The sequence below is a fragment of the Streptomyces celluloflavus genome (genome assembly GCA_000720995.1).
GTDB lineage: Bacteria > Actinomycetota > Actinomycetes > Streptomycetales > Streptomycetaceae > Streptomyces > Streptomyces celluloflavus.
In genome coordinates, this window is the sequence record JOEL01000041.1 from 22,508 (window position 1) to 47,138 (window position 24,631).

The following is a 24,631-nucleotide window of genomic DNA, read 5'->3' on the forward strand; positions in this document are numbered from 1 at the left end:
TCAGTTCCCCTTCAGTGGAGTCCGGGTGGTGGTGTGTGCGGTGACCCAGTCGATGAGGCGTCGGGCGTAGTCCGCCCGGTGCGAGGGCCGGCCGTTGAGGATGAACAGGTGTGAGCCGCCCGGGTAGAGCACCAGGCGGGCCGGTACGTCCCGGGAGCGCAGCGCGTGGAACCACTGCTCGGCCTGGCCGGCCGGGCAGGTGTCGTCCGCGGTGCCGTGCAGGATGAGCGTGGGTGCGCGCACCGCGTCCGCGTGGTGGAGCGGGGAGAGTTCCGTCAGCCGTTCCGGGGTGCCGATCTCGTGGACGGTGAGTGCCTGTCCCTCGTCGGAGGTCCCGGCCATGCTGGTCAGGTCGGTGACCACCCCGCCGGGCACGGCGGCGGCGAAGACCTCGCTGCGGGCGGTGAGCCAGCAGGTGAGGTACCCGCCGTAGCTGTAGCCGGTGAGGGCGATCCGCGCCGGGTCCACCAGCCCCTCGGCGACCAGGGTGGCGACCGGATCGAGGACGTCCCGCTCGTCCGCCTCGCCCCAGGCGCCGACGGCAGCGGTGTAGAAGGACTCGCCGTAGCCGTCGCTGCCGCGGACGTTGGGCAGCAGGATCGTCCAGCCCCGGGAGGCCAGCTCCTGGTGGTAGAGGTGGACCGGATCGGCCTGCGGTGCCCAGGCGTTGTGCGGGCCGCCGTGTACATCCACCAGCAGAGGTCCGCCCGCGGGCGCCTGCGGATCGCGGACGATCAGGGCGTGCACCACCGTGCCGTCCGCGATGGTGAACTCCCGCTCGGTGACCGGGTGGAGGGCGACATCGGGCAGCGACCGCGCCATATGCGCGGTCAGCCGCTCGGGCGGCGGTCCGGGGATGCCGGCGTCGAGGCCGAGCAGGGCGATCTCGCCGAAGCTCGCCGCGTCCGAGACCAGCAGCGCGGCCCGGCCGGCCGCGGTCGCGACCGAGCAGCCGCCGACGGCGGTGCCGGCGGGCAGCGGGAGTTCGGTGATCCCGGCGGCGGTCCGCCGGTAGAGGCGGGTGGCGCCCCGGTCGCGGGCGCAGAACACGATGTCATCGCCGTGGAACTGCGGCAGCGCGCCCGGGTAGCCGGGGCCGCCGGGCATGACGTTGCGGTCCAGGGCGGCGCTGAGCGGTTCCGGCGCGGATCCGTCGAGCGGCTGGCGCAGCAGCTCGAAGTGGCCGATACCGGTCGTCGTCCGGCCGACGGTCAGCAGCGCGGTCCCGTCGGGGAACCAGACCACCGCGCCGGTCCGTCCGGTGGCCGGGCCGATCCGGCGGGGCGCGGGCTCGTCGGCCGCGACGGCGACGACATACGCGGCCGAGGCCCCGGTCAGGTCCGCGTCGTCGCCTACTGCGGAGGGGTAGGCGAGTGCGGCGCCGTCGGGCGACCAGGCGGGCTGGCCGGCGTGGTGCCCGCCCGACGTGAGCTGCCGGATCTCGCCCGACGCCGGCTCCACCACGAACAGTTGGTTACGCACCGGACCGAGCAGGCCGGTGCCGTCCGCCTTCCAGCCGAGCGTGTCGATGACCACCGGTTCCGTCCCGGGGCGCCGGGACGCGGGGGCCGAGAACGCGATCCGTGAACCGTCCGGACTCCACACCGGCACCCCCGCCCCGGCCGGACACCGGTCGGACGTGGTCAGTGCCACGGGCTCGCCCGCCCCGGCGGGCAGCAGATACAGCTGGCCCGCGCGCAGGAACGCCAGCCGGGTGCCGTCCGGGGACCAGCGCGGCGCGGCGTCGTCGGGCCCGTGGGTGAGCCGCCGGGCCGGGCCGCCGTCCCCGGGTACCTCCCAGATCGCGCCGGCCGGGCGGTCGTGCGCGGCGTCCTGGGTGGTCAGGGTGTAGGCGATGCGGGTGCCGTCGGGGGAGAGCGCGGGATCGCCGGGTATCTCGAACCGGTGGATGTCGTCGATCGTCAGCGGTCTGGTCATGAAGCGTCCTCGGTCGGGGCAAGGGTGGGTACGCAGGAGAGCAGGGTCCGGGTCGTGGGGTGGGCCGGCCGCCGCAGCACCCGGTCGGTGGGGCCGCATTCGACGAGGCGGCCGCCGTCCAGCACGGCGACCTGGTCGGACAGATAGCGGACGACCGCGAGGTTGTGGGAGATGAAGAGCATCGCGAAGCCCAGTTCGCGCTGGAGCCGGCGGAGCAGGTTGAGCACCGCGCCCTGGACGGAGACGTCCAGCGCCGAGGTGATCTCGTCGGCGATCAGCACGGCGGGCCGGGCGGCCAGGGCCCGCGCCAGGGCCACCCGCTGCCGCTGGCCGCCGGAGAGCGCGTCCGGGGTCAGCGCCGCCCGCGAGGGGTCGATCCCGACCAGTTCCAGGTAGCGCGCCACCTCCGCGTCCCGGGCCGCGCGCCGGGCGCGGGCGGGGGTGCCGCGGAACGGCCGGGATCGGGGCGCCGCCGGTCCGGGCAGCGCCTCGGCGACCGCTGCGCCGATGCCCATACGGGGGTCGAGCGAGGCGTACGGGTTCTGGAACACCAGCTGTACGGGGCCTCGGCCGCGCCGCCGGTCCGTCTCGCGGCCGGCCACCAGTACGCGGCCGGCGGTCCGCGGGGCCAGCCCGACGACGGCCTTGCCGAGGGTCGACTTGCCGGAGCCCGACCCGCCCACCAGACCGGTCACCGTGCCCTCCGGCACCAGCAGATCGACGTCCTGGACGGCGGTGAACCGGCCGTAGCGCACGGTGATTCCGCGCAGTTCCAGTGAGCTCATGACGCCGTCTCCCCTTCCGGTGACGTGGTGACGGCGGACGCGCCCGCCGTGGTGCCCACCGGGTACCAGCAGGCGACCCGGCGGCCGGTGCCGAAGCCGGCCAGTTCGGGGGCGGCGGCGTGGCAGCGTTCGCGGGCCCGGTCGCAGCGCGGTGCGAAGGAGCAGCCGCCGCCGTCCTCGCCCGGTTCCGGCGGGCGGCCCGGGATGGTCGCGAGGGGCGTGCCGGGGTCCGTGGTCATCGTCGGGACCGCGCCCACCAGCGCCCGGGTGTACGGATGGGCCGCGCCGCGGGCCAGTTCCGTGACCGGGAGGTCCTCGACGATCAGCCCCGCGTACATCACCAGGACCCGCTCGCAGACCTGGGCGACGACGGCGAGGTCGTGGGAGATCAGCAGCAGCGCCGCGCCGGAGTCGGCACGGACCTCGGCGAGCAGGTCGAGCACCTGCTGCTGCACCGCCACGTCGAGTGCCGTGGTCGGCTCGTCGGCGATGATCAGTTTCGGCTGCCCCATCAGCCCCATCGCGATGACGGCTCGCTGCCGCATCCCGCCGGAGTACTCGTGCGGCCGCTGCCGGGCCCGGCGTTCGGGCGCGGGAATGCGGACGGCGCCGAGCCGGTCGGCGGCGCGCGCCGCGGCCTGTGCGCGGGTCGCGCCCAGGTGGACCTCGGCCACCTCGGCGAGCTGGCGGCCCACCCGCAGGGCCGGGTTCAGCGCGGCCATCGGGTCCTGGAAGACCATGGCCAGGGAGGTGCCCAGCCGCGGGTCCGCCCGCAGATCGTGCCCGTCGAAGCGGAGGGTGCGGGCGCCGGTGCGGCCCGGGTGGGGGACGAGATCCGCCAGCGCCAGCGCGCTCAGGCTCTTCCCGGAGCCGGACTCGCCGACCAGGCCGACGGCCTCGCCCGCGCCGATGCCCAGCGAGATCCCGCGGACTGCGTGCCGGCCGCCGGGGAAGGTCACCCGCAGATCGCGGACCTGGACCAGGGACCCGTCGGCGGCGTCCGGGACGGTGTCCGCGGCGGCTTCCCGGGCGGGGGTCACCGCTCGTCGCGGCGCCGCCGGCCGCGGCCGGGGCGCCCGCCGGCCGCCGGCCTGTGCGAGTGCCTCGCCGACCAGGCCGAACATCAGCCCCGTCAGCACCACGGCCAGGCCGGGTGCGAGTGCCGCGACCGGGTTCACATAGATCCGGTTCAGCTGCTCGTTGAGCAGCCGCCCCCAGTCGTACTGCGGTGGCTGCACGCCGAGTCCCAGGAACGAGAGCCCCGAGAAGGCGACCAGAATGCCGCCGGCCGCCTGGGTGGCGTACAGCACCGACGGTTCGGCGATGTTGGGCAGCAGATGCCGGACCACCAGCCGGCACCGGCCGACGCCGAGGATCCGCGCCGCCGCGACGTAGTCGGCGCCGGCGACCGACGCCGTCAGGTTCTGCACCAGCCGCGCCGTCGGCGGGACCATCGCCAGCCCGACGGCCCAGACCGCGCCGGTGCTCCCCACGCCGAAGACCGTGGCGAGGAAGAGCAGGAACAGCAGCCCGGGGAACGCCACCAGCACCCCGACCGTCGCGGTGATCAGCCGGCCGGCGCGGCGGCCCAGCACCGCCGGTGCGACGCCGAGCAACAGACCGCCGACGGTCCCGATCGCGGTGGCCAGCAGGGTGAGTTCCAGTGTCAGCCGGGTCGCCACCACCACCCGGGCGGCGATGTCGCGGCCGAGGTTGTCGGTGCCGAGCAGATGGGCGGCGCTGCTCGCCTGGTTGATCGCGTCGGTGTCGATCCGGGCGGCCCGGGTGCCGAGCAGGACCGGTCCGAGCACCGCGACCAGCGCCACCAGCAGGCAGCCGGTCAGGGCGGTGACGCCGACCGGGGTCCGCAGCGTGTGCGCGCGTCGGTGCCGTGGCGCGGTGCCCGCTTCCCGGGGCCGCGCTTGCGGGGACCGCGTTTCCTGGGACATCGTCAACTCCCGCGGACGGTGGACTGGGGGTCGGCGACGGCCACGGCCACGTCGACGGCGAAGGTGATCAGCAGCGCGGCCGTCCCGTAGACCAGCACCACGCCCTGGACCAGCGGATAGTCCTTCTCGGTGATGGCCTGCACGATGGTGGTGCCGAGTCCTGGCCAGGCGAAGACGTGCTCGACCAGCACCGTGCCGGCCAGCAGTGAGCTGAACAGCAGACCGCCGAGGGTGAGCGAGGAGGTCAGCAGATTGGGCAGCGCGTGCCGCAGATAGCGCAGCCGGGCCGGCAGCCGCTTCGCCCGCGCGGTGCGCATGTAGTCCTCGCCGAGCACCCGCAGGGTCTCCACCCGGACGATGCGCGACAGGGTCGCCGCCGGGACGACGGTGAGGGCCAGCACCGGCAGGACGTAGGAGGCCGGGCCGCTCTGCGAGGCCACCGGGAAGACGGGCAGCGCCACGGCGAACGCCGCGACCAGGCCGACCGCCAGCAGGAACTCGGGCACCGCGCCCAGCACACCGGTGACGGTGGTGAACGCCAGCTCGCCGCGGCGGCGCCGGCCGTCCTTGGTCAGCACGGCCGCCGTCATCCCGACCGGGATCGCGAGCAGCAGGATCAGCCAGAAGGCGGGGACGGCGATCTCCAGGGTCGCCGGCAGGCGGGTCGCGATGATCTGGGAGACCGGCATCTGGGCGCCGATGGAGTCACCGAGCCGGCCCTGGAGGAGATGGCCGACGAAATCGCCGTACTGGTGCAGCAGCGGCTGGTCCAGGCCGAGCGCATGCCGTCGGGCGGCGACCAGAGCCGGATCGGCGGTGGTGCCGAGCGCCGCCCGTACGGGGTCGCCGGGGATCAGGTGGATCATCGCGAACGCGGCCGTGACCAGCGCGGCCAGCGACACCACCAGCCGCCAGGTGCGGCGCAGCGCGAATCCGCACCAGGGGCTGCGGACCGCCGCCCGCAGCAGGCGCAGGGGGCGCGGAGCGGCAGCGGCCATCAGCCGGCGCTCCGCCGCAGCGAGCTGGGGACGATACCGCCGCCGTCCACCTGGAAGGTGACGCCCTTTCCGTAGTACCGGGCCGGCCTGTTGACGAACGGCACCACGTCGGCCCGTTTGACCAGGGCGGCGTCGGCGGCGTTCCACAGGGCGCAGCCCGAGGCGCCGGGCCGGGCCGCGGCCTGTGCGGCGAGGCGGCGGTAGTCGGGGTTGTCGACGGCGCCGAAGTTGTTGCCGCGCGGCGGTGGCGGCCCGTCGTAGAACTGGGTGAGCTGGTCGGGGAGGTTGACCGCGATGGGGGCCCAGGCCGCCTCCCAGTCCCCGCCGCTGAGGGTGCTGACCGTACTGGCGGAGTCCGTGGGCCGGGCCGAGGCGCTCACCCCGAAGGAGGTCCACCGCTGGACGGCCAGTTCGATCGCCGCGGCGACCTGCGGCCCCTGCGCGGTCGGGTAGGTGAGCCGGACGGTGAGCGGCCGGCCGTCCTTGGTCCAGGTGCCGTCGCGCTTCGCCCAGCCGGCGGCCGTGAGGGCGGCCGCGGCCTGTGCGGGGTCATGGGCGGGGAGGTTTCCGGTCACCGAGTCGCCGGTGCAGGGGGTGGGGCCGGTCTCGCCGATCCCGGTGGCGGGCTTGCCGCGGCCGCCGATGGCGACGTTCCCGAGCTGCTGCAGATCCAGTACGGCGACCAGCGCCTTGCGTACCGCCGTCTCCGCGGTGGGACGGCCGGCGGCCTCGTTGAACAGGAACTGCCCGAAGAGCATCTCGATACTCCGGCTCGGCACCCTGGCCGCGTCCAGCCGCTCCCGGTCGGCACCGTTGACCGCGGTCAGATTGATCTGCCCGGCCATCAGGAGATTGGCCGCGGTGGACTCGTTGGCGACGACCTTGAAGAGCAGTTTGCCGGGGAGGTCCGCGGCGGTGGCTCCCCCGGGGCCCCAGGAGTAGTCGTCCCGTTTGACGTAGGTGTAGTGGTCGCCCGGCACCGCCTCGGTCAGCCGGTAGGGCCCGCTGCCGTTAGTGGCCTTGGCCAGCGCGGCCGGTTTCGCCAGGCTCTCCTTGCAGACCAGCGGCAGCAGCCGGGTCATCTGCACGAGGAACGGCGCGGGCTTCGTCGTGGTGACGGTGACCGTCCGGGTCGCCTCGTCGGCCTTCGCCACCGCGGTGACGGGGACGGAGATACCGCGCATCGGCGACTGGTTGCGCGGATCGGCGATGTGGTTGTACTCGGCGGCCACATCGGTCGCGGTGAGCGCCGAACCGTCCTGGCAGGTCACCCCGGAACGGAGGGTGAACCGCGCGCTGTGGGACGTGCTCGACCATTTCTCGGCCACCCCGGGAATCAGCGAACCGTCGGCGCCGAGGTGCACGAGCGTGTCGTAGGCGAAGGCGTTCATCGCCAGCGCGGTACTGGCCAGCGCCGTGGTGGGACTGAGAGTGCCCGGATCGGTGGCGATGGCCACGACCACCGTCGCCGCGCCACCGGCGGCCGCCTGCCCGCCGCCGCAGCCGGCCACGGCGGCGACCAGGCCGAGCGCCGTGGCCGCGGCGAGCGCCGGCCGTGCCGTGCCGGCTCGCGACCGTCTCGTCTCCGTGCCTGGGGTGCTGGGCATGGTCACCTCCGAGGGAGCGGCACACCGCCGCCGAGTGAGGGAACCCTAGGCAGCGGCGGAACGGCCCCGACTGGTCGCGGCACACAAAAAACTGCCCCGTCCTCGGTGCGCCGCACCGAAGACGAGGGCAGTTGTCCGGATTCACTGCCGAACAGCACGAAACCTGCGAGGTGGGCTTCCTTCGACGGCATTGTCCGTATCAGGTGGTGGAGGTCGCCATCCGGTCTCCCCGACCTTCTGGCCTCTCAGCCCAATCTCCGTTCGTGCTCAAGGGAACCGCTGTCCCCTGGTGCGAACACGCCGCTCCGATTGAGCTCCCTCGCTCGCCCCGCAGGCTGCTTCATACGCTACTCCCGAGCACGCCCGAGGAAAAGACCTTATTGTCCATTTTTTTGCGCATTTTTCTCGCGTGGGGCGGACGCTCAGCGCGACTGAGTGGTGACGGTACGTGCACCGTCTGGCGTCTCGGAGCACGCGTCGGTCGCGATGCCTGCGCCCACTGCCTCGATCGAGCCGGCCTCGATTTCCTGCCTCGGTCGGCCCCGCCTCGCATGGCCGGGACCGCAAGCCCTCCGCCACGGGACCGCCCGAGGGCAGCCCCGAGCGATCGAGCAACTCCGGTGCATTACGGGGCAGTTCCGGCATACCACCCGCTTCACCCTCACCCCCCGCGCCGCGCGAGGAACTCGGCGCCCTCACCCCGGGGCCGCGACCCGGGGCGGTCGTCGCCACGGACACCGACCGACCGGCCCACCGAGCACCCGTTCGGCCAAGCCGCCACATTCACCGGTTCAGATGAAAATACGCCCCCCGATGTACATCCGCGGACCCGTTTCAGGTGTCTCATGGGCAAGCGGCACTCTCATGTCTCCGCACTCTCATGTCCCCGCACAGCAAGGGTATTTGGAGCTTTCATCTTGAAAATCGGCATTACGGGCATCCGCCGCGCGTCCGCGGTCGTCGTCACCGCGGGAGCCGTCCTGACGGCGGGGGCGTTCACCGCTCCGGCGCAGGCCGCCACGCTCAAGGCCCCTACGATCGAAGCCAAGGGCGGCTTCGTGATGAACAACGGCACCGGGAAAGCCCTCTTCACCAAGGCCGCGGACACCCGTCGTTCGACCGGCTCCACCACCAAGATCATGACGGCCCGGGTGGTGCTCGCGCAGAAGAACCTCAAACTCGATTCCAAGGTCACGATCCAGAAGGCGTACAGCGACTACATCGTCTCGAAGACCGCGTCGTCGGCCCGCCTGATCGTCGGCGACAAGGTCACCGTCCGCCAGCTGCTGTACGGGCTGATGCTCCCGTCCGGCTGCGACGCCGCGTACGCGCTGGCCGACCACTTCGGCTCCGGGTCCACGCGCGCCGCGCGCGTGAAGTCGTTCATCGGCAAGATGAACTCCACGGCCAAGAGCCTCGGTCTGAAGAACACGCACTTCGACTCGTTCGACGGCATCGGCCACGGCACGAACTACTCGACGCCGCGTGACCTGACGAAGCTCGCCAGCAGCGCGATGCGGTACGCCACGTTCCGTGCGGTCGTGAAGACGAAGTCGACCAAGCAAAAGGTCACGACGAAGAACGGCGGCTACCGCTACATGTCGTGGACCAACACCGACACACTGCTGGGCAGTTACCCGGGCGCCATCGGCGTCAAGACCGGCTCCGGCCCGCAGGCCAAGTACTGCCTGGTCTTCGCCGCCACCCGGCACGGCAAAACCGTCATCGGCACCGTCCTCACCGCCTCCACGGTGGCCCACCGCACGGCGGACGCGAAGAAGCTGATGGACTACGGCTTCAAGAAGTAGCCGGATCCGCCACCCACAGGGGCCCGCTCACGACCGTCCGGTCGCGGGCGGGCCCCTTCGCCGAGCGACGGGGCCAATGGGCACGCACAGGCGGGGAATCCGCACTCGGTGAGGCCATCCCCGACGGCGCGAAACACCAAGACCTGCTCCGTACCGGCTTCCCCTGCGAACCCTCATCCCCGGAGCCGCCGCGCTCTCCGGGGCCTCCCCTCAGATGCCGCCGACGAGGGCCGCTGCGATGAAGCAAAGCGGAAACGCAACAAGCAGAATGTCACTAAAATAGAAGGCGTGAGAACGGCGTGTAACTACGGTGCGGTGTGCGGTAACTTCACGCGATTGCGCCCAGTGCAGGATCTCGCTCCTCGCCTGCCTTCCCGACCTCCTGCCGAAGAGGCTCGGCGAGAATGACCAAACCCATTGCTCCCCCTCATCCATGTGCAGCACGACGCCTCCACGCTGCAAGGAAACCTTATGGATGCCGGCGCAGCTGGTCGTCTGTGAAACGACAACTCCCACATTCTCCAGCGTGCCGTCCGCCCGCAAGATCAGTCGCGGATGCAGAGAGGCTCTTGCGCATATCCCGCAGAAGGTAGCCGCGAACGAGAGCGCAAAAGCTTGAGCCGACACCCCTTGATCCGAAATTCCGAGCCCCACCAGAACAAGGAGCGGCACGAAGAAAGCCATCGCCAACCAGGCCACGACCACGGTACCGGCCCTGCGGAGGTGCCTCTCGCCTGAGCGACGGCGTGCGACGATAATCCCACCGCCGCCCCTTTTAGCCGACCTTGGCTGAGGAATCATGAGCAGCACCCGGCTTTCGAATTCAGGAAGGAGCTAAAACCGCCAGCGGCGCCGGCGCAGACGGCATTTTTGAGGTAGGCGGCGGTCGGAACCCATTCCATATTCGGCAACTTCATCCAGCCGAGCTATTGATTGCCGCCCAGACGCCGCAGGCCACCGCGGCAGGGACGTGATGCTGTCGATGGCGAACCGCCCCTCTTCTGCCCACCTTTTCAAAGGACCGCAGAAACCCCTCCCGCGATATGAACGACACCCACAAGCACGCCCCCACCGCCAACCACCCGAAGCACCCCGGGCCCGCCCGAACCTGTCCAGTAGGTTTGCGAAATGAATTCAAACAGCCGGTCGGACACTCCCTTGAAGTTCACGAGTAGCGCCAGGCCGGCAATAAACGCGGCCGTTCCTGTAAAAATAAGAAACAAAACCTCACCCCTCTCCCCCATCATCTCGTAAAGTCCACCGACAAGGAAGAGTGCGCGATGCCTTCGACCGGAAACAGGGGCGGAGCTGGGAGCATCCCAGCGTTACCTCCAGATTTCTCGGGTCGCGATCCCAAGGGTTACTGCGCAGAAGATCGGGACAACGACATTGAGTGGACTCGGCAGCGACCTGCACAGGAAGAAGACCGCCAGAGTGAGGGCTATACCGGGTAACAGGTATCGCCATGGCGGCATATTTCTCATATCGCATGCTCCATTTATCCGGTTATTCATCGGGCACGCACAGGCAAGAGCTTGCACTGCGGCGAGGGCGAGAGTGCACAGTCTCAGCTTGCCTCCATGAGTGCAGGTGGCATTAGCCGCCGTAATTATCACAGAGTTCGTTGTCGCCCGGAAGGTAGAAGGTGGTACTGCCGTGAGTGCGGAGTTTGTCGCCGTCGGCGTCGTAGCGGTAGCGGATTTCCTCGCGGCTACCACCTGCCCGACCAAACTCGGCCGGCCCTTCACCCGCTGGTCCATGCGCAAACTCGCCGTCTGCCTGCGGAAAGCGCACGACCGCGCGATCCGGATCGGCCGCGAGGCGTTACGGTGCCTGCTCGCCCGCCGCGGCGTCACCTTCCAACGGACCAAGACCTGAAAGGAATCGCCCAACCCCGAGCGCGGCACCAAGCTGGACCGCATCGAGGAGGTGCGGGAACGTTTCCCGGACCGGTTGTTCGCGTTCGACGAGTTCGGGCCGCTCGGAATCCGACCGACTGCCGGGTCGTGCCGGTCCGAGCAAGGCCACCCGGAGCGGCATCCCGCGCCCTACCACCGCACCCACGGGGTGCGCTACTTCCACGGCTGCTACTCGATCGGCGACGACACCCGGTAGGACGTCAACCGCCGCAAGAAGGGTGCCGCGAACACCCCGGCCGCGCTGAAGTCGATCCGGACCACCCGGCCCGACGGCGCCCCGATCTACGTGATCCTGGACAACCTGTCCGCGCACAGAGGCGCCGACATCCGCCGCTGGGCGAAGAAGAACAACGTCAACCTGTGCTTCACCCCGGCCTACGCGTCCTGGGTTAACCCGATCGAGGCTCACTTCGGACCGCTGCGGCAGTTCACCGTCGCCAACTCCCACCACCGCAGCCACACCGCCCGGACGCAAGCCCTCCACGCCTGCCTGCGCTGGCGCAACGCCAACGCCCCGCCACCCAGACGTCCTCGCTACTCAACGCCGTGAACGTGCCCGGATCCGCAGCGAGAAGGGCATCCGCCGGGGCGGCAAGCCCCTCCAAGTCGCAGCCTGACCCAGCCCGGCGAAACCCATGCGAGCACAGCGCTAGCTTCGGCTGCGGATCATCGACATCAGCAGCCCGTGGGTCTCGTCGTCGGCGGCGACCACAAGCCCGCGGCCTGCCGCACCGATCGGGGTGCCGTCGATGCCGGTGACAACGCAGCCGGCAGCCCGGCACAGAGCGATGCCGGCCGCGAAATGCACACTCCTGGAGAGGTTGCCGCCATCGGTGACATACGCGGCCCGCTTGCCGGCAGCCACCCAGGCCAGCGCCAGCGTCGTGGACACGACCCGCGGCCGGAAACGCTCGACGAACTCAGGGTGGGCCAGCAGATCCACCGCCCGGAATCCCGGCGCACCCGGGAACGGCGGATCCAGGTTGACGTCCACCAACCGCGTAGCGGGCGTGGGCGTCAGTAGTGCGTCGTCGGCCCCGTCATGCCGCACCCGGGCGGTCTCCCCGTCGGTGAAGAAAACCTCGCCGCTGAACGGATCGGCCACTGCGGCCGGCCCATCGCGCAGCGCCACGTTGACGGCCACCAGCATGTTGCCGACGGCGTAGTTCAGCGTGCCGCACAGGGGATCCACCAACCACTGGCGCACAGCGTCGGCGGCACCCTGCTGCCCGCCTTCTTCGCCGAGCACCGCGTCTTCGGGCCGCGCGGCACGGATGACACCGAGGATCGCCTTCTCGGCCTCGACATCGGCGGCGGTGGCAAAGTCCCCGGCACCCTTTTCGATGCGGCTGAGCCACTGGCCGTACATGTCACGGACCACATCCGCGCCGGCCTGCGCCCCGGCTATCGCGACTGCAGCATCGTCAGAACTCGCGTATGAGTTGATCACGCCGTGCAGGCTATCGAGGCGAGCCACCACCCCGGCGAACCTTCCCGGTCACAGCACTAACGGAACTCGTACACCCCGCCCGCTCCCCCGCCACCGTCACCGTCACCGTCACCGTCACCGTCACCCGCATGACGAAAACCCAGGCCGCCCCCGGAAACCTCCTCAGACCCCCGCAGGCGGAGCGTCAACAGCCGGAGCTTTCTGGGCGGCCAGGAAGATCGTGGCCAGGGTGAGGGCGGCGGCCAGCCAGGTGATGGTGTGGAACGCCTCGGTCAGTGCCTGGGCCGTTTCCGGGGAGTCACCCGCTTTCAGCGGGGAGGACGACGTGCCCGGGGGGAGAAACAGCCGGTAGGCCACGGTGGTGACCGTGCCGAAGACGGCGATTCCCAGGCCGGCGCCGGCCTCGTAGGCGACGGACTCGATGCCCGCCGCCGCGCCCGCCTGGGCGGAGGGCGCGGTGGCCATGATCAGGTTCGAGGCGACCATCTGGACCAGGCCGTGGCCGAACCCGATCAGGGCCAGGCCGAGCGGGACCACCGTGCCGGACGCGACCAGGACGTACCCGGCCACCGCGAGCAGCAGACCGGCGGGCACGCCCGCGCCCGGTCGTCCCAGCCGGGAGAGGATGAATCCGCCCGCCGGTCCCGCCACCGTCGCGGCCACCGGCATCGGGATCAGGTACAGCGCGGCGGCCTCCGCCGACAGGCCCTCGGCGAACTGGAGGTACTGCACCAGCTGAAGTTCGAAGCCGACCATCACCAGCACCGGCAGCACCGAGGCCACCACCCCGGCGCGCAGCGGGGGCAGCCGGAACAGGGACAGGTCCAGCATCGGGTGCGTCATACGCCGCTGCCGCCGGACGAACAGGACCAGTGCGGTCAGGCCCAGCGCGGCCGGCAGCACCACCTCCGGCGGTTCGACGTCGTCGTGGGTGAAGGCGATGATGGCGTAGGCGCTGCTCAGGAACCCCACGATCGACAGGAGCGGCGAGGTGGCTTCCCAGGGCTGCCGTTCGGACTCGACCTCGTTGCGCAGCAGCAGCGCCACGGTGGGGATGGCCAGCGCCACGACCGGCAGGTTGACGAGGAAGATCGAGCCCCACCAGAAATGCTGGAGCAGGAAGCCGCCCGCCACCGGTCCCAGCGCCGACGCCCCGGCGGCGACCGCGCTCCACGCCCCGATGGCCACCGCGTGGTCGCGGCCGTCGCCGAAGGTCTGCCGAATGAGGGCCAGCGTGGCGGGGATGATCATCGACGCGCCGACGGCCAGCACCGCCCGCGCGCCGATCAGGGCCTGCGGTCCCGGTGCCGTCGCGCACAGCACCGAAGCCGCGCCGAAGACCGCGAGCCCGGCAAGCAGCAGCCGCTTGTGTCCGATCCGGTCGCCCAACGGCCCGCTGACCAGCACCAGTCCGACCATCAGCAGCGAGTACACGTCCACTGTCCACAGCAGTTCGGTCGGGGACGCGTGCAGTTCGTCGGCGAGGGTCGGGACGGTGATGGTGAGGATGGTGACGTCCATGGCGGCCGGCAGGAAGCACAGCAGCACCACGGTCAGTACCAGCCAGCGCCGGGCCGCCCCGACCACGGGCAGCGTGCTGGTCACCGGCCGAGGTCCAGAGCCGCCCTGGCTCCGACGATCAGTTCGTGCAACTCGGCCAGGCTCGGGGCGTAGAACATGCAGCTCAGTCTGCCAGTTCGCAGGTCTGTCAGCTCGGTCGGCACCACACCCCGGTCGGCGTGCCGGGGTGAGGCCACCAACCGTCCGAGCAGGCGCAGCACTTCCGGCAGCTCCAGCCCGGCCGGCAGGCCGTAGAAGTCGTAGTTGCCGACCGCGTGGGTGTCGAGGTAGCCGGGGCCGATGAGGTGGGCGCCGAATTCGTGCACATGACTCGACCCGGTGCGGCGGGCGTTGAGGTCGTGCATGTAGACGACGCCGTCGCGGGCGATGGCGTCGATGCCGAAGCGCCCGCGGTAGCCGCGCCGTTGCATCTCCCCGGCCAGCCGGAGTCCGCCCCTGGTCAGCGGGCGGTACCACCACTCGTCGCGCAGTTCCCGCGCGGTGACGTTGCCGCGCAGGTGGGTGGCGCCCTCGAACAGCATGTCGGTCGTGTAGCAGAGGTGGGGCGGGGCGTCCTCGGGAACCATGTACTCCACGGACGGGAAGGTGATGTCGCCGTCGAGGAACTCCTCGACCACCACCGGCTCCTCGCCGTAGAACGTGCTCGCGGCCAGGCGTTCGGTGATGTCGTCGGCGCCGGGGCGGAAGATCAGCAGTCCGAGGCTCGCCTCCCCGCGGTCCGCCTTGACGATGCACGGCGTGCCCGTCGCGAGCATGCTCCGCACCGCCGCCGGCACCTCCCGCATCCCGGTGCAGTGCGTACCGGGCGGGATGCGGCAGGGCCCGTCGGTCATACCGAGGTCGGTGGCCAGGTCGCGCAGGCCGGTCTTGGTGTCCAGCAGGTCGCGCACGTCCTGCCGCGGCGGGCTCTCCGGTAGTTCGACGACGATGCCGTACCGGGTGCGCAGGGTCTCGGCGAACCGCCACAGGTCGGCGGTGGTGGTGTGCGGGATCAGCCGAAGCCTGCGCCCCGGCCCCGCGTGGGCGGCCACGGCGGCCATCAGCCCGGGATCGGCGAGCGTGTCGGCGAAGAGTGAGCCGGTCCGGCCCGCCGGGCTGAGGTTCACCACGCCGTCGATCTCCAGGAACTTCCGCTGCCAGTCCAGGTCGCCGATCGGCTCGTAGGTGATGAGCATTTTGTCCAACGGCCCCCAGTACAGGGCCTGGTCCTGCTGGGCGTAGCACTCCGACAGCAGTTCCTCGACGCCGTCGGCGCGGACGGCGAAGTCGCGCAGGGTGTCCACGGCGTTGCTCACGCAGAGGGTGGGTGTGGTCATGTTCGCTCCTCGCGCAGCAGTCCGCTGCCCTCTGTCACCAGGTCGACCGCGGCCGAGACGACGTGCCAGAAGAGGTCCTGGCCCAGTGCGGCGGTGGCACCCGAAGTGCTGGACAGGACGCCTTGGTTGGTGGTGCGGGTCACGTCGACGGGGTGCAGGTAGACCCCGGGGCGGGGCGGGTCGGTGTGGTCGGGACGGGCGGCCGAGACCAGGTCCGGACGGAGGTAGAGCATCAGGCTGGTCTCGGTGATCCCCGCGTGCTCGGCGTGCCACCCCGGAAAGAGGGGCACCCGCCCGGCCAGCCACTCCGTGTCGACCAGGCTCCACCAGCTCAGCGCGATGAACTCCTTGCCCGCGGCCGCCGGCCGCCGGCCCACCTCGTCGAGGGCCTCGAACAGGAACGGTTCGTTCTCGAAGTGGCCGTTGACGACCAGCAACTGGTGCCACGGCAGGGCGCACAGCGACTCCAGCACGTCCACCAGGAAGGCCAGCAGGGACTGGCCGCGCACATGGACGGTGCCGGGGAAGGCCAGTCCGCCTCCGCTCTGCGGCAGCGACCGTGCCGCGATGGACTGCGCCGGCAGGGTCAGGGCGGTCAGTTCGTAGGCGATCTGCCGGGCGAATGCGTCGGCCAGGACGGTGTCCACGGACAGCGGCAGGTGCGGGCCGTGCTGCTCTATGGACCCGACCGGCCACACCACGGTCCGCCCGGCGGTGGCCGCCAGGATCTCGGCGCTGCTCAGGTCGCACAGCTGCGGCCCGGCCGACCGGGGGGTCATGACCGCACCCGCTCGGACCGGCCCGCTTCGGTGACGGGTCCGGCGCCGCGGCCGGTGCTCCCGGGGCCCGCGGTCTCGGTCACGATCCGGGCGAGCGTGAGGTACATGTCGGTGTGCAGCGCGGTGTACACCTGGGCCGCCACCGCGCCGACCCCCAGGTAGTCGTGCACGTCCCGGCCCGACTGCACACCGCCGGAGGCCAGTACGGGCAGTGTGAACCCGGTTCGGCGCAGTTGCCACAGCGAGGCCAGCACGAGCGGTTTGATGCCCGGTCCGGAGTAGCCGAAGACGCCGCCGAGCCGGAGGTCGCCGGTCTCCGGGTGTACGACGGCGGCGGGCAGGGTGTCGCTGATGGTCACCGCGTCCGCGCCGGCCCGTGCGGCGGCGAACGCCCGGTCGTGCAGGCCCTCACCACTGGCCAGCTTGACCGAGAACGGCACCCGGACCGCGGCGCGGGTCGCCTCGGTGTAGGCGTGCACCCGCTCGGGGGTGTCGTGGAGGCCGTCCTCCTCATTGAGGCAGGAGATGCCCAGTTCCAGCGCCCGGCTGCCGGCCGCCGCCGCGCGGGCCGCCAACTCGGCCAGTTCCGCCGGGGTGTCGGCGTGCAGCGACGCGATGACCGGCAGCCGGTCCCGTGCCAGGCCGCGCAGGATGTCCATCCAGTGGCTGACGGACCGTTTGGAGTAGGTGGTGCTGTTGATCATGCCGGTGGGCAGCCGGATGATGCGCTCGTCCAGGCCGGCTGGCGGGTTGGGGTGGATGGTCTTGGTGACCACCGCGCCCGCTCCGGTGGTCAGCAGTTTGCGGATGTTGCGCTCCTGGTCGGTGAGCAGACCGGAGCCGACCACGACCGGATTGGCCAGGTCCAGCCCCAGCACCTGTGTCGCGGCCGCCACGTCAGACCGCTGTCCTGGTCCGGCCCAGCGCCGTGAGCACACCGTCGACCAGCGGTTCCGGGCCCGCGGCGAGCTCCGTGGCGGACAGGAACGTGGCGACGGCGACCTGGGCGAGCCCCTTGAGGAGGTGGCTGGCCGATTCGGCGAAGGGCTGGTCGGTGATGCCCACGATGGGGCGGCCCAGCGCGCTGGCCCACCCCAGTTCGATGTGCGTGCCGTCCGTGCGCAGCAGGGTGCCGTCGAGCACCGGCAGTACCGGCACGAACACATCGCACTCGCGCATCCATGTGTAGTCGCGCACGGACACCTCCTCGGGGGTGAACAGCGCGGTGTCGGCGCCGAAGCGCTCGGCCACGTGCGCGGACAGCACGGTGGCGCCGGCCCGCCGCGCCTGGTCGATGGCCAGGCTCAGGCAGTCGCGGATCGGTGCCGCCATCCCGCCGGGCACCAGGGCGTGCTGGATCGGGCCGCCGACGAACAGGGTGACGCCGCGCAGGGCGTCCGGGGTGACACTCATGACTTTTCGAGGCTCCTTCGAAAGAGTCTGCCGACGACCGTACATTCGGGCGGACTTCGGTCACCGGAAAGAGGGAAAAGGCAGCGCAATCACATAATGCGCTTGCAGTGAATCGCAGGGGATTCCGGGTACGGGGAGCGACGGTGTCGGGCACCCGGTTGCCTGCTCGTCCCGCACTCCGCGTCCACCCGGCAGGCAAATAGACGAGCCAAGGCTAGGCCGGGGCGATTCGGCACCACAAGCAACATCTTCGCCAGACGGAGATGTTGGTCAAATGGAACAAAAGGCACAAATCGGTCGACCGGAAAAATTGATTCGGCCACCCCCGGGAAGTGCCCGAAAGGCCAGTTCACGGGCGCAAAGCGGCAGTCTGTGGGAATCTCTCCCCCGGCCATTTCCGCCATGGTCCACAAACGGCCGGAATACCGCGAACTCACGCACAAACGCCTTCGGCACCAACACCGAAAGGAGAATGATAAGTAAAATCGGAGGCCACGTTGACAGGCGATAAAACCTCACCTAACGTCGATAGGCATGAATGGCTGGCGCCGCCTTTTTCCGGCGGGCACCGGCTCGCTTCCGGCCCCATTGCTGCCGCGATCCCATCCGCCTCTTCCACGCACCGAACGTCCGGCCGTGGCCTTTCGGATGAACCCACCCAGAGATGAACCCACCCAGAGGGGAAAGTTCTGGTGAACTCTTTGCAGACCATCAAACGAATTCTGCGTACCGATGTCCTCGTGGAGGTGCCGGTCGACCAGATGCAGCTCGACGACAGCCTGCGCGAGAGCTACGGCATGGACTCGCTCGGCTTCGTGGAGCTGCGCGTGCAGTGCGAGGAGGCGTTCGGCATCGACATCCCCGACGAGGCCGTCGCCGCCGGGGAGTTGTCCACCCTCGGCGATGTACTCGCCCTGGTCGAGCGGCTGTCGGGGGCCGACCAGTCCCCGACCACCGCGTGAGCACGGTCCCGGTCACCCGCGACGACCGCACCGGGGACCCGGCCGGTGTGCTGGCGCGCGGCACGGACCTGCACCTCAACCACTACGGGGCGGCGCGGCTGCCGTTCGCCTGCGTGGGCGGGCGCGGCCTGGAGCTCGACGTGGTCGACCTGAGCCCGGAACACCGGGGCAGGCGGCTGCGGCTGCTGGACGCCGGCGCCGGCTACGCCAGCGCGGCCCTGGGCGGCGCCCACCCGGTCGTGCGAGCGGCGCTGGCGCGCGGCACCGGGGTCGGCAACGTCACCGACGAACTCGGCTCACTGGAACGCGCGGAACTCCTCGACCGGCTCTTCGGCCCCGGCGGGCTGTGGACCGGCCACTTCCCCACGGGGCGGTACCACGTCAGCGGACGCAACTCCGGCTCCGAGGGGAACGAGTTGGCGCTGCGGCTCGTACTGGAGTCCCGGTTCGACGGCCGGCGGCTGCGCCACCGTCCGGGCAAGGAGCGGCGCGACACCATCCTGGCGTTCCAGGGCGCCTGGCACGGCTGGACCGGTGGGCTGGTGCAGCTGCTCAACCGCAGGCACTACCGGGCCGGACTGCCCGCGACGGACACCGCCGGCCCGTACGGCGTCCGGGTCGAGCACATCCCGTTCGGCGACCCGGACGCCCTGGCCGAGTACTTCGCCGCGTCCGCCGACCGGCTGCTGGCCGTGGTGGTCGAGCCGATCCAGGGCGACGCGGGCATCCTCCTGCCGCCACCCGGCTACCTGCGCAACCTCGCGCGGCGGTGCGCGGCCGACGGGGTGCTGCTCGTCGCCGACGAGGTGCTGACGTTCGCCAAGACCGGCAGCTGGTTCGCCATGCGCGACGCGGACGGGCCGGTGCCCACCGACATCACCGTCATCGGCAAATACCTGGGCATGGGCGCGGTGTCCACCTCGATGGTGATCGCCCGCGAGGATCTGGCCGTCCGCTCCTCCGGCGCCGTGACCACCTCCGATCTGCGGCCGCTGAACTGCGCGGTGATCCGTGACGGTATCGAGCACATCGAGGCCGAAGGGCTGCTGCGGCGGTCGGCCGACGTCGGCGTGGACCTGGCCGAACTCCTCCGCACCGCCTTGGTGGACCGCCACCCGGACGTGTTCACCGAGGTCCGCGGGACCGGGGTCATGCTCGGCGTGGAACTGACCGCCGCGGCGGCGGACCGGATCGGCGCGCTGCGCAGGGCACTGATCGAGGCGGGTGTGTACGCGGAGTTCATGGCGGGCGCGGGGAAACGATCCGGCGGCCGGCGCTACGTCCATCCCACCCTGCGGATCGTGCTGCCGCTGATCGCCGACGGGGCGCAGGCCACCGAGATCGCGGAGCGGGTGGCGGCGGGCGCCCGGTCGCTGTGGTGAGCGCGGAGTTCCGCACCCGGGTCGAGCACGTCGACACCGACGCGACCGGGATCGTGCACTTCTCCCGCTACACCTCCCTGATGGAGACCGCGGGCACCGAGCACCTCGAAGCGCACGGCGCGGGTCTGACCGCCTTCGGCGCGGCGGGCGTCGACCTGGTCGCCGCCGACCTGCGGGTGACCTATCTCCACAGCGCCGTGTACCGCGACGTGATCGTCGCGGACACCCGGGTCGGCCACGTCGGCGCGGCCTGGTTCACGCTCGCGGTGGATCTGCTGCGCGAGGAGGGGGACGGCGACCGCACCCCGCTGGTGACCGGCACCCTCGTCTTCGCCGCCGTCGACCCCGACACCCGGCGCGCGGTGCCCCTGCCGGCGCCGCTGCGACAGGCCCTGAGAGGAATCGTCCCGGATGCGGCACACGAACGAATCGGCACCCCCTCCCGCAGCGGTCCGCGCGGCCCGGCCGCTGGGGATCTCGGCGATCGCCGCCCTGGTGCGCGGACGCCATCCCCGGCTGTTCATCGACCGGGTGCTGGACCATGAGCCCGGTGTGTTCCTGCGCAGTATGTTCGCCGTCTCCGCGGAGATGGGCGCGCTGTCCGGGCATCTGCCCGAGCGCGGTCTGACCCCGGGGGTGATCCTGCCCGGCAGCCACACCATGCAGGCTTTCGCCCAGTCCGGCGTGCTGCTCTACCAGTTGAGCAGCGCCCCGCTCGCCGACGACGAGGTGACCCTGGTCGGCACGGTCAAGTCCCGCTTCCTCGCCCCGGTCGTGCCCGGCGACCAGGTCGTTCTCGATGTACGCGCGGACCGGCTGTCCGGGCACACCTTCACCTTCTCCGCCGCGGTGACCGTGGAGGGCCGGTCGGTCGCCGGGTTCCGCGGTGCGATGAGCCGGGCGAAGGTCGATCCCGCGGGGGCCCGGCCGTGGTGACCCCGGTGATCACCGGACTGGCCTGGGACACTCCGCTGGGCCGGGACCGGGAGGCGGTGTGGGAACGGCTGTGCGCGGGCGACTCGGGTCTGGCGCCCGTCGGCTCGCCGCATCCACTGCGCAACACGGTCGCGGCCGTCATCGATTCGGTGCCGTACGCGACTCCGCCCGGCGAACGCCAGCGGGTGCTCGCCGGGCGGGCGCTCGCCGCCGCGTTCGCGGACGCCGGTCTGGCCACGGCCGACCCCGGCGTCGGCCTGGTGCTGGGCACCAGCTTCGGCGCCTCCCTGGACGAGGCGGAGCCGACGCTGCACGCCTGGGCCGACGACGCGGCGGCGGGCATCGGGCATCCGGGTACACCGGTGTGCGTCATGACCGCGTGCTCCGCGGGGTCGGACGCGATCGCCGTCGCGCACGCCCTGGTGCGCTCGGGCGAGCGGCGCATCTGCGTGGCGGGCGGGGTGGACGTGGTCACCGAGGCCAAGCGGCTCGGGCATTCCGCGCTGAGCACCATGAGTCCCACCGGTATGCGGGCGTTCGACCGGACACACGACGGGATGCTGCTCGGCGAGGGCGCGGCCTTCCTGGTGATCGAGCACCCCGACTCCGCCCGGGAGCGCGGCGCCCGGGTGTACGCCCGGCTGCGCGGCGCCGGCGCGGCCAACGACGCCGCCGGGCTCACCGCCCCGGACCCGTCCGGGCGCGCCGTGGTGCGCGCGATGCAACGCTGCCTGGCCTCGGCGGGCCTGGCACCCGCGGATGTCGCGGTGGTCAGCGCACACGCGACCGGGACCCCGCTCAACGACGAGGTCGAGGCGCGCAGCCTGCTGGAACTGTTCGGGGACGACGGTCCGTTGATGTTCGCCACCAAGGGGGCGTTCGGGCACAGCCTGGGCGCGACCGGGGCCATCGAGGCCGTGGCGACCGTACTGGCACTGCGCCACCGGCGGGTGCCACCGGTCCTCGGGCTGCGCGACCCCGCGGCACCGCTGCGGCTGGCCGCGGGCTCGGCGCAACCCGTGGGCGACGGCGCCGGGTTGAGCCTGACGCTGGGGTTCGGCGGGTTCAACACGTGTCTGCTGTTCGAAGGGGTGAGGGCGTGACGCAGGTGCCGCCGGGCACACGGGTGCTGGGTTCGGCGACGGTGGTCGCCGAGGACCCGGCCGACCACGCGGTGAACAAACCGTCCTTCTACGCCGACCCGGCGGCCTGGCTGGTCGCCGAGACCGTGGACCGGGCGCTGGCGGACTGCGCCGAGCCCGTGCTCGACGCCGCCGACGACACCGGGATCGTGGTCATGAGCGCGACCGGGAGCGAGCGGACGATGCGCCGCATCGCCGCCTCGGTGCCGAGGTCCCGGGTGTCGCCGCTGCGCTTCGCCGGCGCCAATCCGGGGGTGCTGGCCGGGCTGCCCGCGCTGCGCCACGGGCTGCGCGGCCCGTCGCTGCTGCTGGCGGCGCACCCGGACGAGGCCGCCCCCGTGGCGTTCACGGTGATCGGCGGATGGCTCGCGGACGGCCACGCCCGGCACGTGCTCCTGGCCGGCCTGTACGCCACCGCGGGAGACGGGCAGATGTGCCGCTGCCTGGTCCTGACCGGCGCCGGGGCGGACCGGTGAACGGCCTCACCCCCTCCGGGGTGGCCGGCTTCCTGACCCGGGTCGACGGTGTCCCGGCCGGCCGGGACGACCGCGCACCGGCCGGGGTGGACGACGTGCTGGCGGACCTCGCCGGACTGGGCCTGGCACCGGGCGCCGCGGTCGTGCTCTGCCTGGCCAACGGAGTCGAGCTGCTGCGCGTGCAGCTCGCGTCGTTGCTGCTGGGCCTGGTGCCGCTGGCCGTACCGCCGGGCACGCCGTGGCAGCGGGTCCGCGCACTGGCCGGGCACATCGGGGCCGGCGTGGTGGTGACCACCCGGCTGACCGGGACGGGGCCGCGGGTGCCGGTGGGCGGTGCGTCCGCCGTACCGACCGGGCACCCCGCCACCCGCTACCGGCCGGGCGAGATCCTGCTGTCCACCTCCGGCACCTCGGGGATGTTCAGCGCGTGCGTGCACCGGGTGTCCTCGCTGCTGCACAACGCCCGCCTGCACGCCGGGGCCACCGGCATCACCTCCGCCGACACACTGCTGGTGAACCTGCCGCTGTACTACTCCTACGCGCTCGTGGCGCAGGCGTTCGCCGCGTACGTGACCAAGGCGCGGCTGGTGCTCGACGGACCGCCGTTCTCGCCGGCCGCCTACCGCGACACGGTCACCGCCCGCGGGATCACCCACTCGGCGGTGACCCCGACGATCGCCCGCCGGCTGCTGGCCGACCCCGGGCACCTCCCCCGCGGGCTGCGGGCGCTGGCGGTCGGCGGGGACCGGCTCGCGCCCGCGGAGGTCGCGGACCTGCTGGCCGCGCGGCCGTCCGCGGAGCTGTACCTGACCTACGGGCTCACCGAGGCCGGGCCCCGCGTGTCGACACTGGCCGCGCACGCCGAACCCGCGCACCGGTACGGATCGGTCGGCCGCCCGCTGCCCGGGGTGCGCGTGTCGCTGCGCGAGGTACGGGACCAGGTGGGCGAGCTGCTGGTCGAATCCGGCACCGTACTGCTGCGACGAGTCGGGCAGCACAGCGAGCGCGTCCTGCTGGGACCGCGGACCATCGCCACCGGGGACGCCTTCTCGATCGACGACGGCTATCTGACCTTCCACGGACGGCTGTCGGACTTCGTGGTGCTGCGCGGCGAGAAGGTCTCGCTGAACACCGTCCGGCAGGCCGCGCACGCCATCCCGGGGGTGGTGCACTGCGTGCCCAAGGTGGTGGACGAGGGCGGCACCCAAGTCCTCGACGTCCATCTGTCGGTCACCGACTCCCTCCCCGGCGGAGAGAAAGCGGTACGCCGCCTCCTCAACTCCCAGCTGCTGCCCGCCGAACGCCCGCGCGCGGTCTTCATCTCCGCCGCCGACCCGGAGAGCTTCCGCAAATGACCCTCCGCCTCGGCTGGACCGTCCCGACGACCCTGACACCCGCCGGACTCCGCGAGTTCGCGGTGACCGCGGAGAGCCTCGGGTACGACCACCTGTCCGTCCCGGAACACCTGGTGTCCAGCGCCCCCGCCTACGAGAGCCTGACGCTGGTGGCGTTCCTGGCCGCGGTCACCACCCGCATCGAGCTGGCGACCGCGATGACGATCCTGCCGCACCGCCCGGTGGTGCTCGCCGCCAAACAGGCAGCTCAACTGGCCCACCTCAGCGGCGACCGGCTGCGGCTGGGCATCGCCATCGGCTCCGATCCCGCCGAGTCCGCCGCCCTCGGCGTCGCCCCGGGCGCCCGCACGGCACTGTTCGAGGAACAGATCCACGCACTGCGCCTGCTGTGGACCCGGCCGGCGGCGGATTTCGCCGGCGAGCACATCGCGTTCTCCGGCGTCACCCTCACCCCCCGGCCGCGCCCGATCCCCCTCTGGCTGGGCGGCGGCACCCTGCGCACCGGCGGCAGACCCCGCTCCCTGCACCGGATCGCCACCCTCGCCGACGGCTTCACCATGTCCGGCCTGCTGGCCAACCGGGTCAACCGCGGCGGCGCACTCATCGCCGACCTGCGCACGGCGGTCACCGAAGCCGGCCGCGACTGGTCCACCTTCGGCATCGAAGCCCGCCTCCACCCCACCCCCGGCCAACCGGCCACCTGGCGCACCCTCGCCCACGCCTGGCACGCCGCCGGCGCCACCCACCTCACCGTCACCACCGACGACATCGCCTTGCTGGCTCCGGTACGTGCGGCGGTGAGGGGGTAGGGGGGCGTTGCTGGGGGCGGGAGACC

The 24,631-nt window shown here is 71.8% G+C and carries 21 protein-coding genes and 1 pseudogene; 10 read left to right on the top strand and 12 right to left on the bottom strand.

Annotated elements, in window-relative coordinates:
- From IH09_RS40280 to IH09_RS27970, 5 genes are read right to left on the bottom strand one after another with little or no spacing between them, the layout of a single operon-like run.
- Window positions 1-1,938 carry a S9 family peptidase gene (locus IH09_RS40280; RefSeq protein ID WP_205379477.1) on the bottom strand — a complete coding sequence of 646 codons (1,938 nt, stop codon included), beginning with the start codon at window positions 1,936-1,938 and terminating at the stop codon, window positions 1-3.
- On the bottom strand, window positions 1,935-2,723 hold the full coding sequence (locus IH09_RS27955; RefSeq protein WP_052860279.1) for an ABC transporter ATP-binding protein: 789 nt from the start codon (window positions 2,721-2,723) through the stop codon (window positions 1,935-1,937). The genes IH09_RS40280 and IH09_RS27955 overlap by 4 nt, the downstream gene beginning before the upstream one ends.
- Window positions 2,720-4,672 (bottom strand): dipeptide/oligopeptide/nickel ABC transporter permease/ATP-binding protein, encoded by a 1,953-nt coding sequence (locus IH09_RS27960; protein WP_110952633.1) that lies wholly within the window; start codon window positions 4,670-4,672, stop codon window positions 2,720-2,722. Before IH09_RS27960 ends, IH09_RS27955 begins: the two co-directional genes overlap by 4 nt.
- 2 nt (window positions 4,673-4,674) lie before the next feature.
- Window positions 4,675-5,670, bottom strand: coding sequence for an ABC transporter permease (locus tag IH09_RS27965; RefSeq protein ID WP_052860280.1), 996 nt, complete (start codon window positions 5,668-5,670; stop codon window positions 4,675-4,677).
- Window positions 5,670-7,277 (bottom strand): ABC transporter substrate-binding protein, encoded by a 1,608-nt coding sequence (locus IH09_RS27970; RefSeq protein ID WP_052860281.1) that lies wholly within the window; start codon window positions 7,275-7,277, stop codon window positions 5,670-5,672. Before IH09_RS27970 ends, IH09_RS27965 begins: the two co-directional genes overlap by 1 nt.
- 917 nt (window positions 7,278-8,194) lie before the next feature.
- On the opposite strand from IH09_RS27970, the gene IH09_RS27975 reads away from it, so the two are divergent.
- Window positions 8,195-9,085: a D-alanyl-D-alanine carboxypeptidase family protein gene (locus IH09_RS27975; RefSeq protein WP_052860282.1), complete on the top strand. Its 891-nt coding sequence runs from the start codon at window positions 8,195-8,197 to the stop codon at window positions 9,083-9,085.
- A gap of 210 nt (window positions 9,086-9,295) precedes the next feature.
- Here the strand turns inward: IH09_RS27975 and IH09_RS27980 are convergent, their stop codons facing one another.
- On the bottom strand, window positions 9,296-9,769 hold the full coding sequence (locus IH09_RS27980; RefSeq protein WP_190233436.1) for a hypothetical protein: 474 nt from the start codon (window positions 9,767-9,769) through the stop codon (window positions 9,296-9,298).
- 1,026 nt (window positions 9,770-10,795) lie between these two features.
- Here IH09_RS27980 and IH09_RS38025 point away from each other — a divergent pair.
- A pseudogene (locus tag IH09_RS38025) lies at window positions 10,796-11,621 on the top strand (IS630 family transposase); the annotation flags it as partial.
- A 32-nt stretch (window positions 11,622-11,653) separates the two neighbouring features.
- Here IH09_RS38025 and IH09_RS27995 read toward each other — a convergent pair.
- The 6 genes from IH09_RS27995 to IH09_RS28020 form a co-directional block, all read right to left on the bottom strand.
- The gene (locus tag IH09_RS27995; protein ID WP_052860304.1) at window positions 11,654-12,454 is read right to left on the bottom strand and encodes an inositol monophosphatase family protein; all 801 of its coding nucleotides are present in this window, start codon (window positions 12,452-12,454) and stop codon (window positions 11,654-11,656) included.
- Between the two features lie 162 nt (window positions 12,455-12,616).
- Window positions 12,617-14,059 carry an MFS transporter gene (locus IH09_RS28000; protein ID WP_052860284.1) on the bottom strand — a complete coding sequence of 481 codons (1,443 nt, stop codon included), beginning with the start codon at window positions 14,057-14,059 and terminating at the stop codon, window positions 12,617-12,619.
- A complete protein-coding gene (locus IH09_RS28005; RefSeq protein ID WP_052860285.1) occupies window positions 14,056-15,351 on the bottom strand; it encodes a hypothetical protein in 1,296 nt (431 codons plus the stop codon). The genes IH09_RS28000 and IH09_RS28005 overlap by 4 nt, the downstream gene beginning before the upstream one ends.
- Window positions 15,348-16,130 (bottom strand): creatininase family protein, encoded by a 783-nt coding sequence (locus IH09_RS28010; RefSeq protein WP_052860286.1) that lies wholly within the window; start codon window positions 16,128-16,130, stop codon window positions 15,348-15,350. Before IH09_RS28010 ends, IH09_RS28005 begins: the two co-directional genes overlap by 4 nt.
- A complete protein-coding gene (locus tag IH09_RS28015; RefSeq protein WP_052860287.1) occupies window positions 16,127-17,026 on the bottom strand; it encodes a beta/alpha barrel domain-containing protein in 900 nt (299 codons plus the stop codon). The genes IH09_RS28010 and IH09_RS28015 overlap by 4 nt, the downstream gene beginning before the upstream one ends.
- A 1-nt stretch (window position 17,027) precedes the next feature.
- Entirely contained in the window at window positions 17,028-17,543 is a 516-nt protein-coding gene (locus IH09_RS28020; RefSeq protein WP_052860288.1) for a TIR domain-containing protein, read from the bottom strand.
- Window positions 17,544-18,235: 692 nt separating this feature from the next.
- On the opposite strand from IH09_RS28020, the gene IH09_RS28025 reads away from it, so the two are divergent.
- Genes IH09_RS28025 through IH09_RS28060 form a run of 8 tightly spaced genes read left to right on the top strand, consistent with a single transcriptional unit; the run spans window position 18,236 to window position 24,605 of the window.
- Complete coding sequence (locus IH09_RS28025; RefSeq protein ID WP_242641000.1) at window positions 18,236-18,505, top strand: acyl carrier protein; 270 nt, start codon at window positions 18,236-18,238, stop codon at window positions 18,503-18,505.
- Window positions 18,502-19,887, top strand: coding sequence for an aminotransferase class III-fold pyridoxal phosphate-dependent enzyme (locus tag IH09_RS28030; protein ID WP_052860290.1), 1,386 nt, complete (start codon window positions 18,502-18,504; stop codon window positions 19,885-19,887). The genes IH09_RS28025 and IH09_RS28030 overlap by 4 nt, the downstream gene beginning before the upstream one ends.
- Complete coding sequence (locus IH09_RS28035) at window positions 19,884-20,432, top strand: acyl-CoA thioesterase (RefSeq protein ID WP_052860305.1); 549 nt, start codon at window positions 19,884-19,886, stop codon at window positions 20,430-20,432. The genes IH09_RS28030 and IH09_RS28035 overlap by 4 nt, the downstream gene beginning before the upstream one ends.
- Before the next feature lie 7 nt (window positions 20,433-20,439).
- On the top strand, window positions 20,440-20,823 hold the full coding sequence (locus IH09_RS28040) for a polyketide dehydratase (protein ID WP_052860306.1): 384 nt from the start codon (window positions 20,440-20,442) through the stop codon (window positions 20,821-20,823).
- Window positions 20,824-20,828: 5 nt separating this feature from the next.
- Window positions 20,829-21,926, top strand: a complete 1,098-nt coding sequence (locus tag IH09_RS28045; protein ID WP_318279574.1) for a beta-ketoacyl synthase N-terminal-like domain-containing protein — start codon at window positions 20,829-20,831, stop codon at window positions 21,924-21,926.
- Window positions 21,923-22,441, top strand: a complete 519-nt coding sequence (locus IH09_RS28050; RefSeq protein WP_052860292.1) for a beta-ketoacyl-[acyl-carrier-protein] synthase family protein — start codon at window positions 21,923-21,925, stop codon at window positions 22,439-22,441. The genes IH09_RS28045 and IH09_RS28050 overlap by 4 nt, the downstream gene beginning before the upstream one ends.
- On the top strand, window positions 22,438-23,796 hold the full coding sequence (locus IH09_RS28055) for a class I adenylate-forming enzyme family protein (protein ID WP_052860307.1): 1,359 nt from the start codon (window positions 22,438-22,440) through the stop codon (window positions 23,794-23,796). The genes IH09_RS28050 and IH09_RS28055 overlap by 4 nt, the downstream gene beginning before the upstream one ends.
- The gene (locus IH09_RS28060) at window positions 23,793-24,605 is read left to right on the top strand and encodes a TIGR03619 family F420-dependent LLM class oxidoreductase (RefSeq protein WP_052860293.1); all 813 of its coding nucleotides are present in this window, start codon (window positions 23,793-23,795) and stop codon (window positions 24,603-24,605) included. The genes IH09_RS28055 and IH09_RS28060 overlap by 4 nt, the downstream gene beginning before the upstream one ends.
- The last annotated feature ends 26 nt before the right edge of the window (window positions 24,606-24,631 follow it).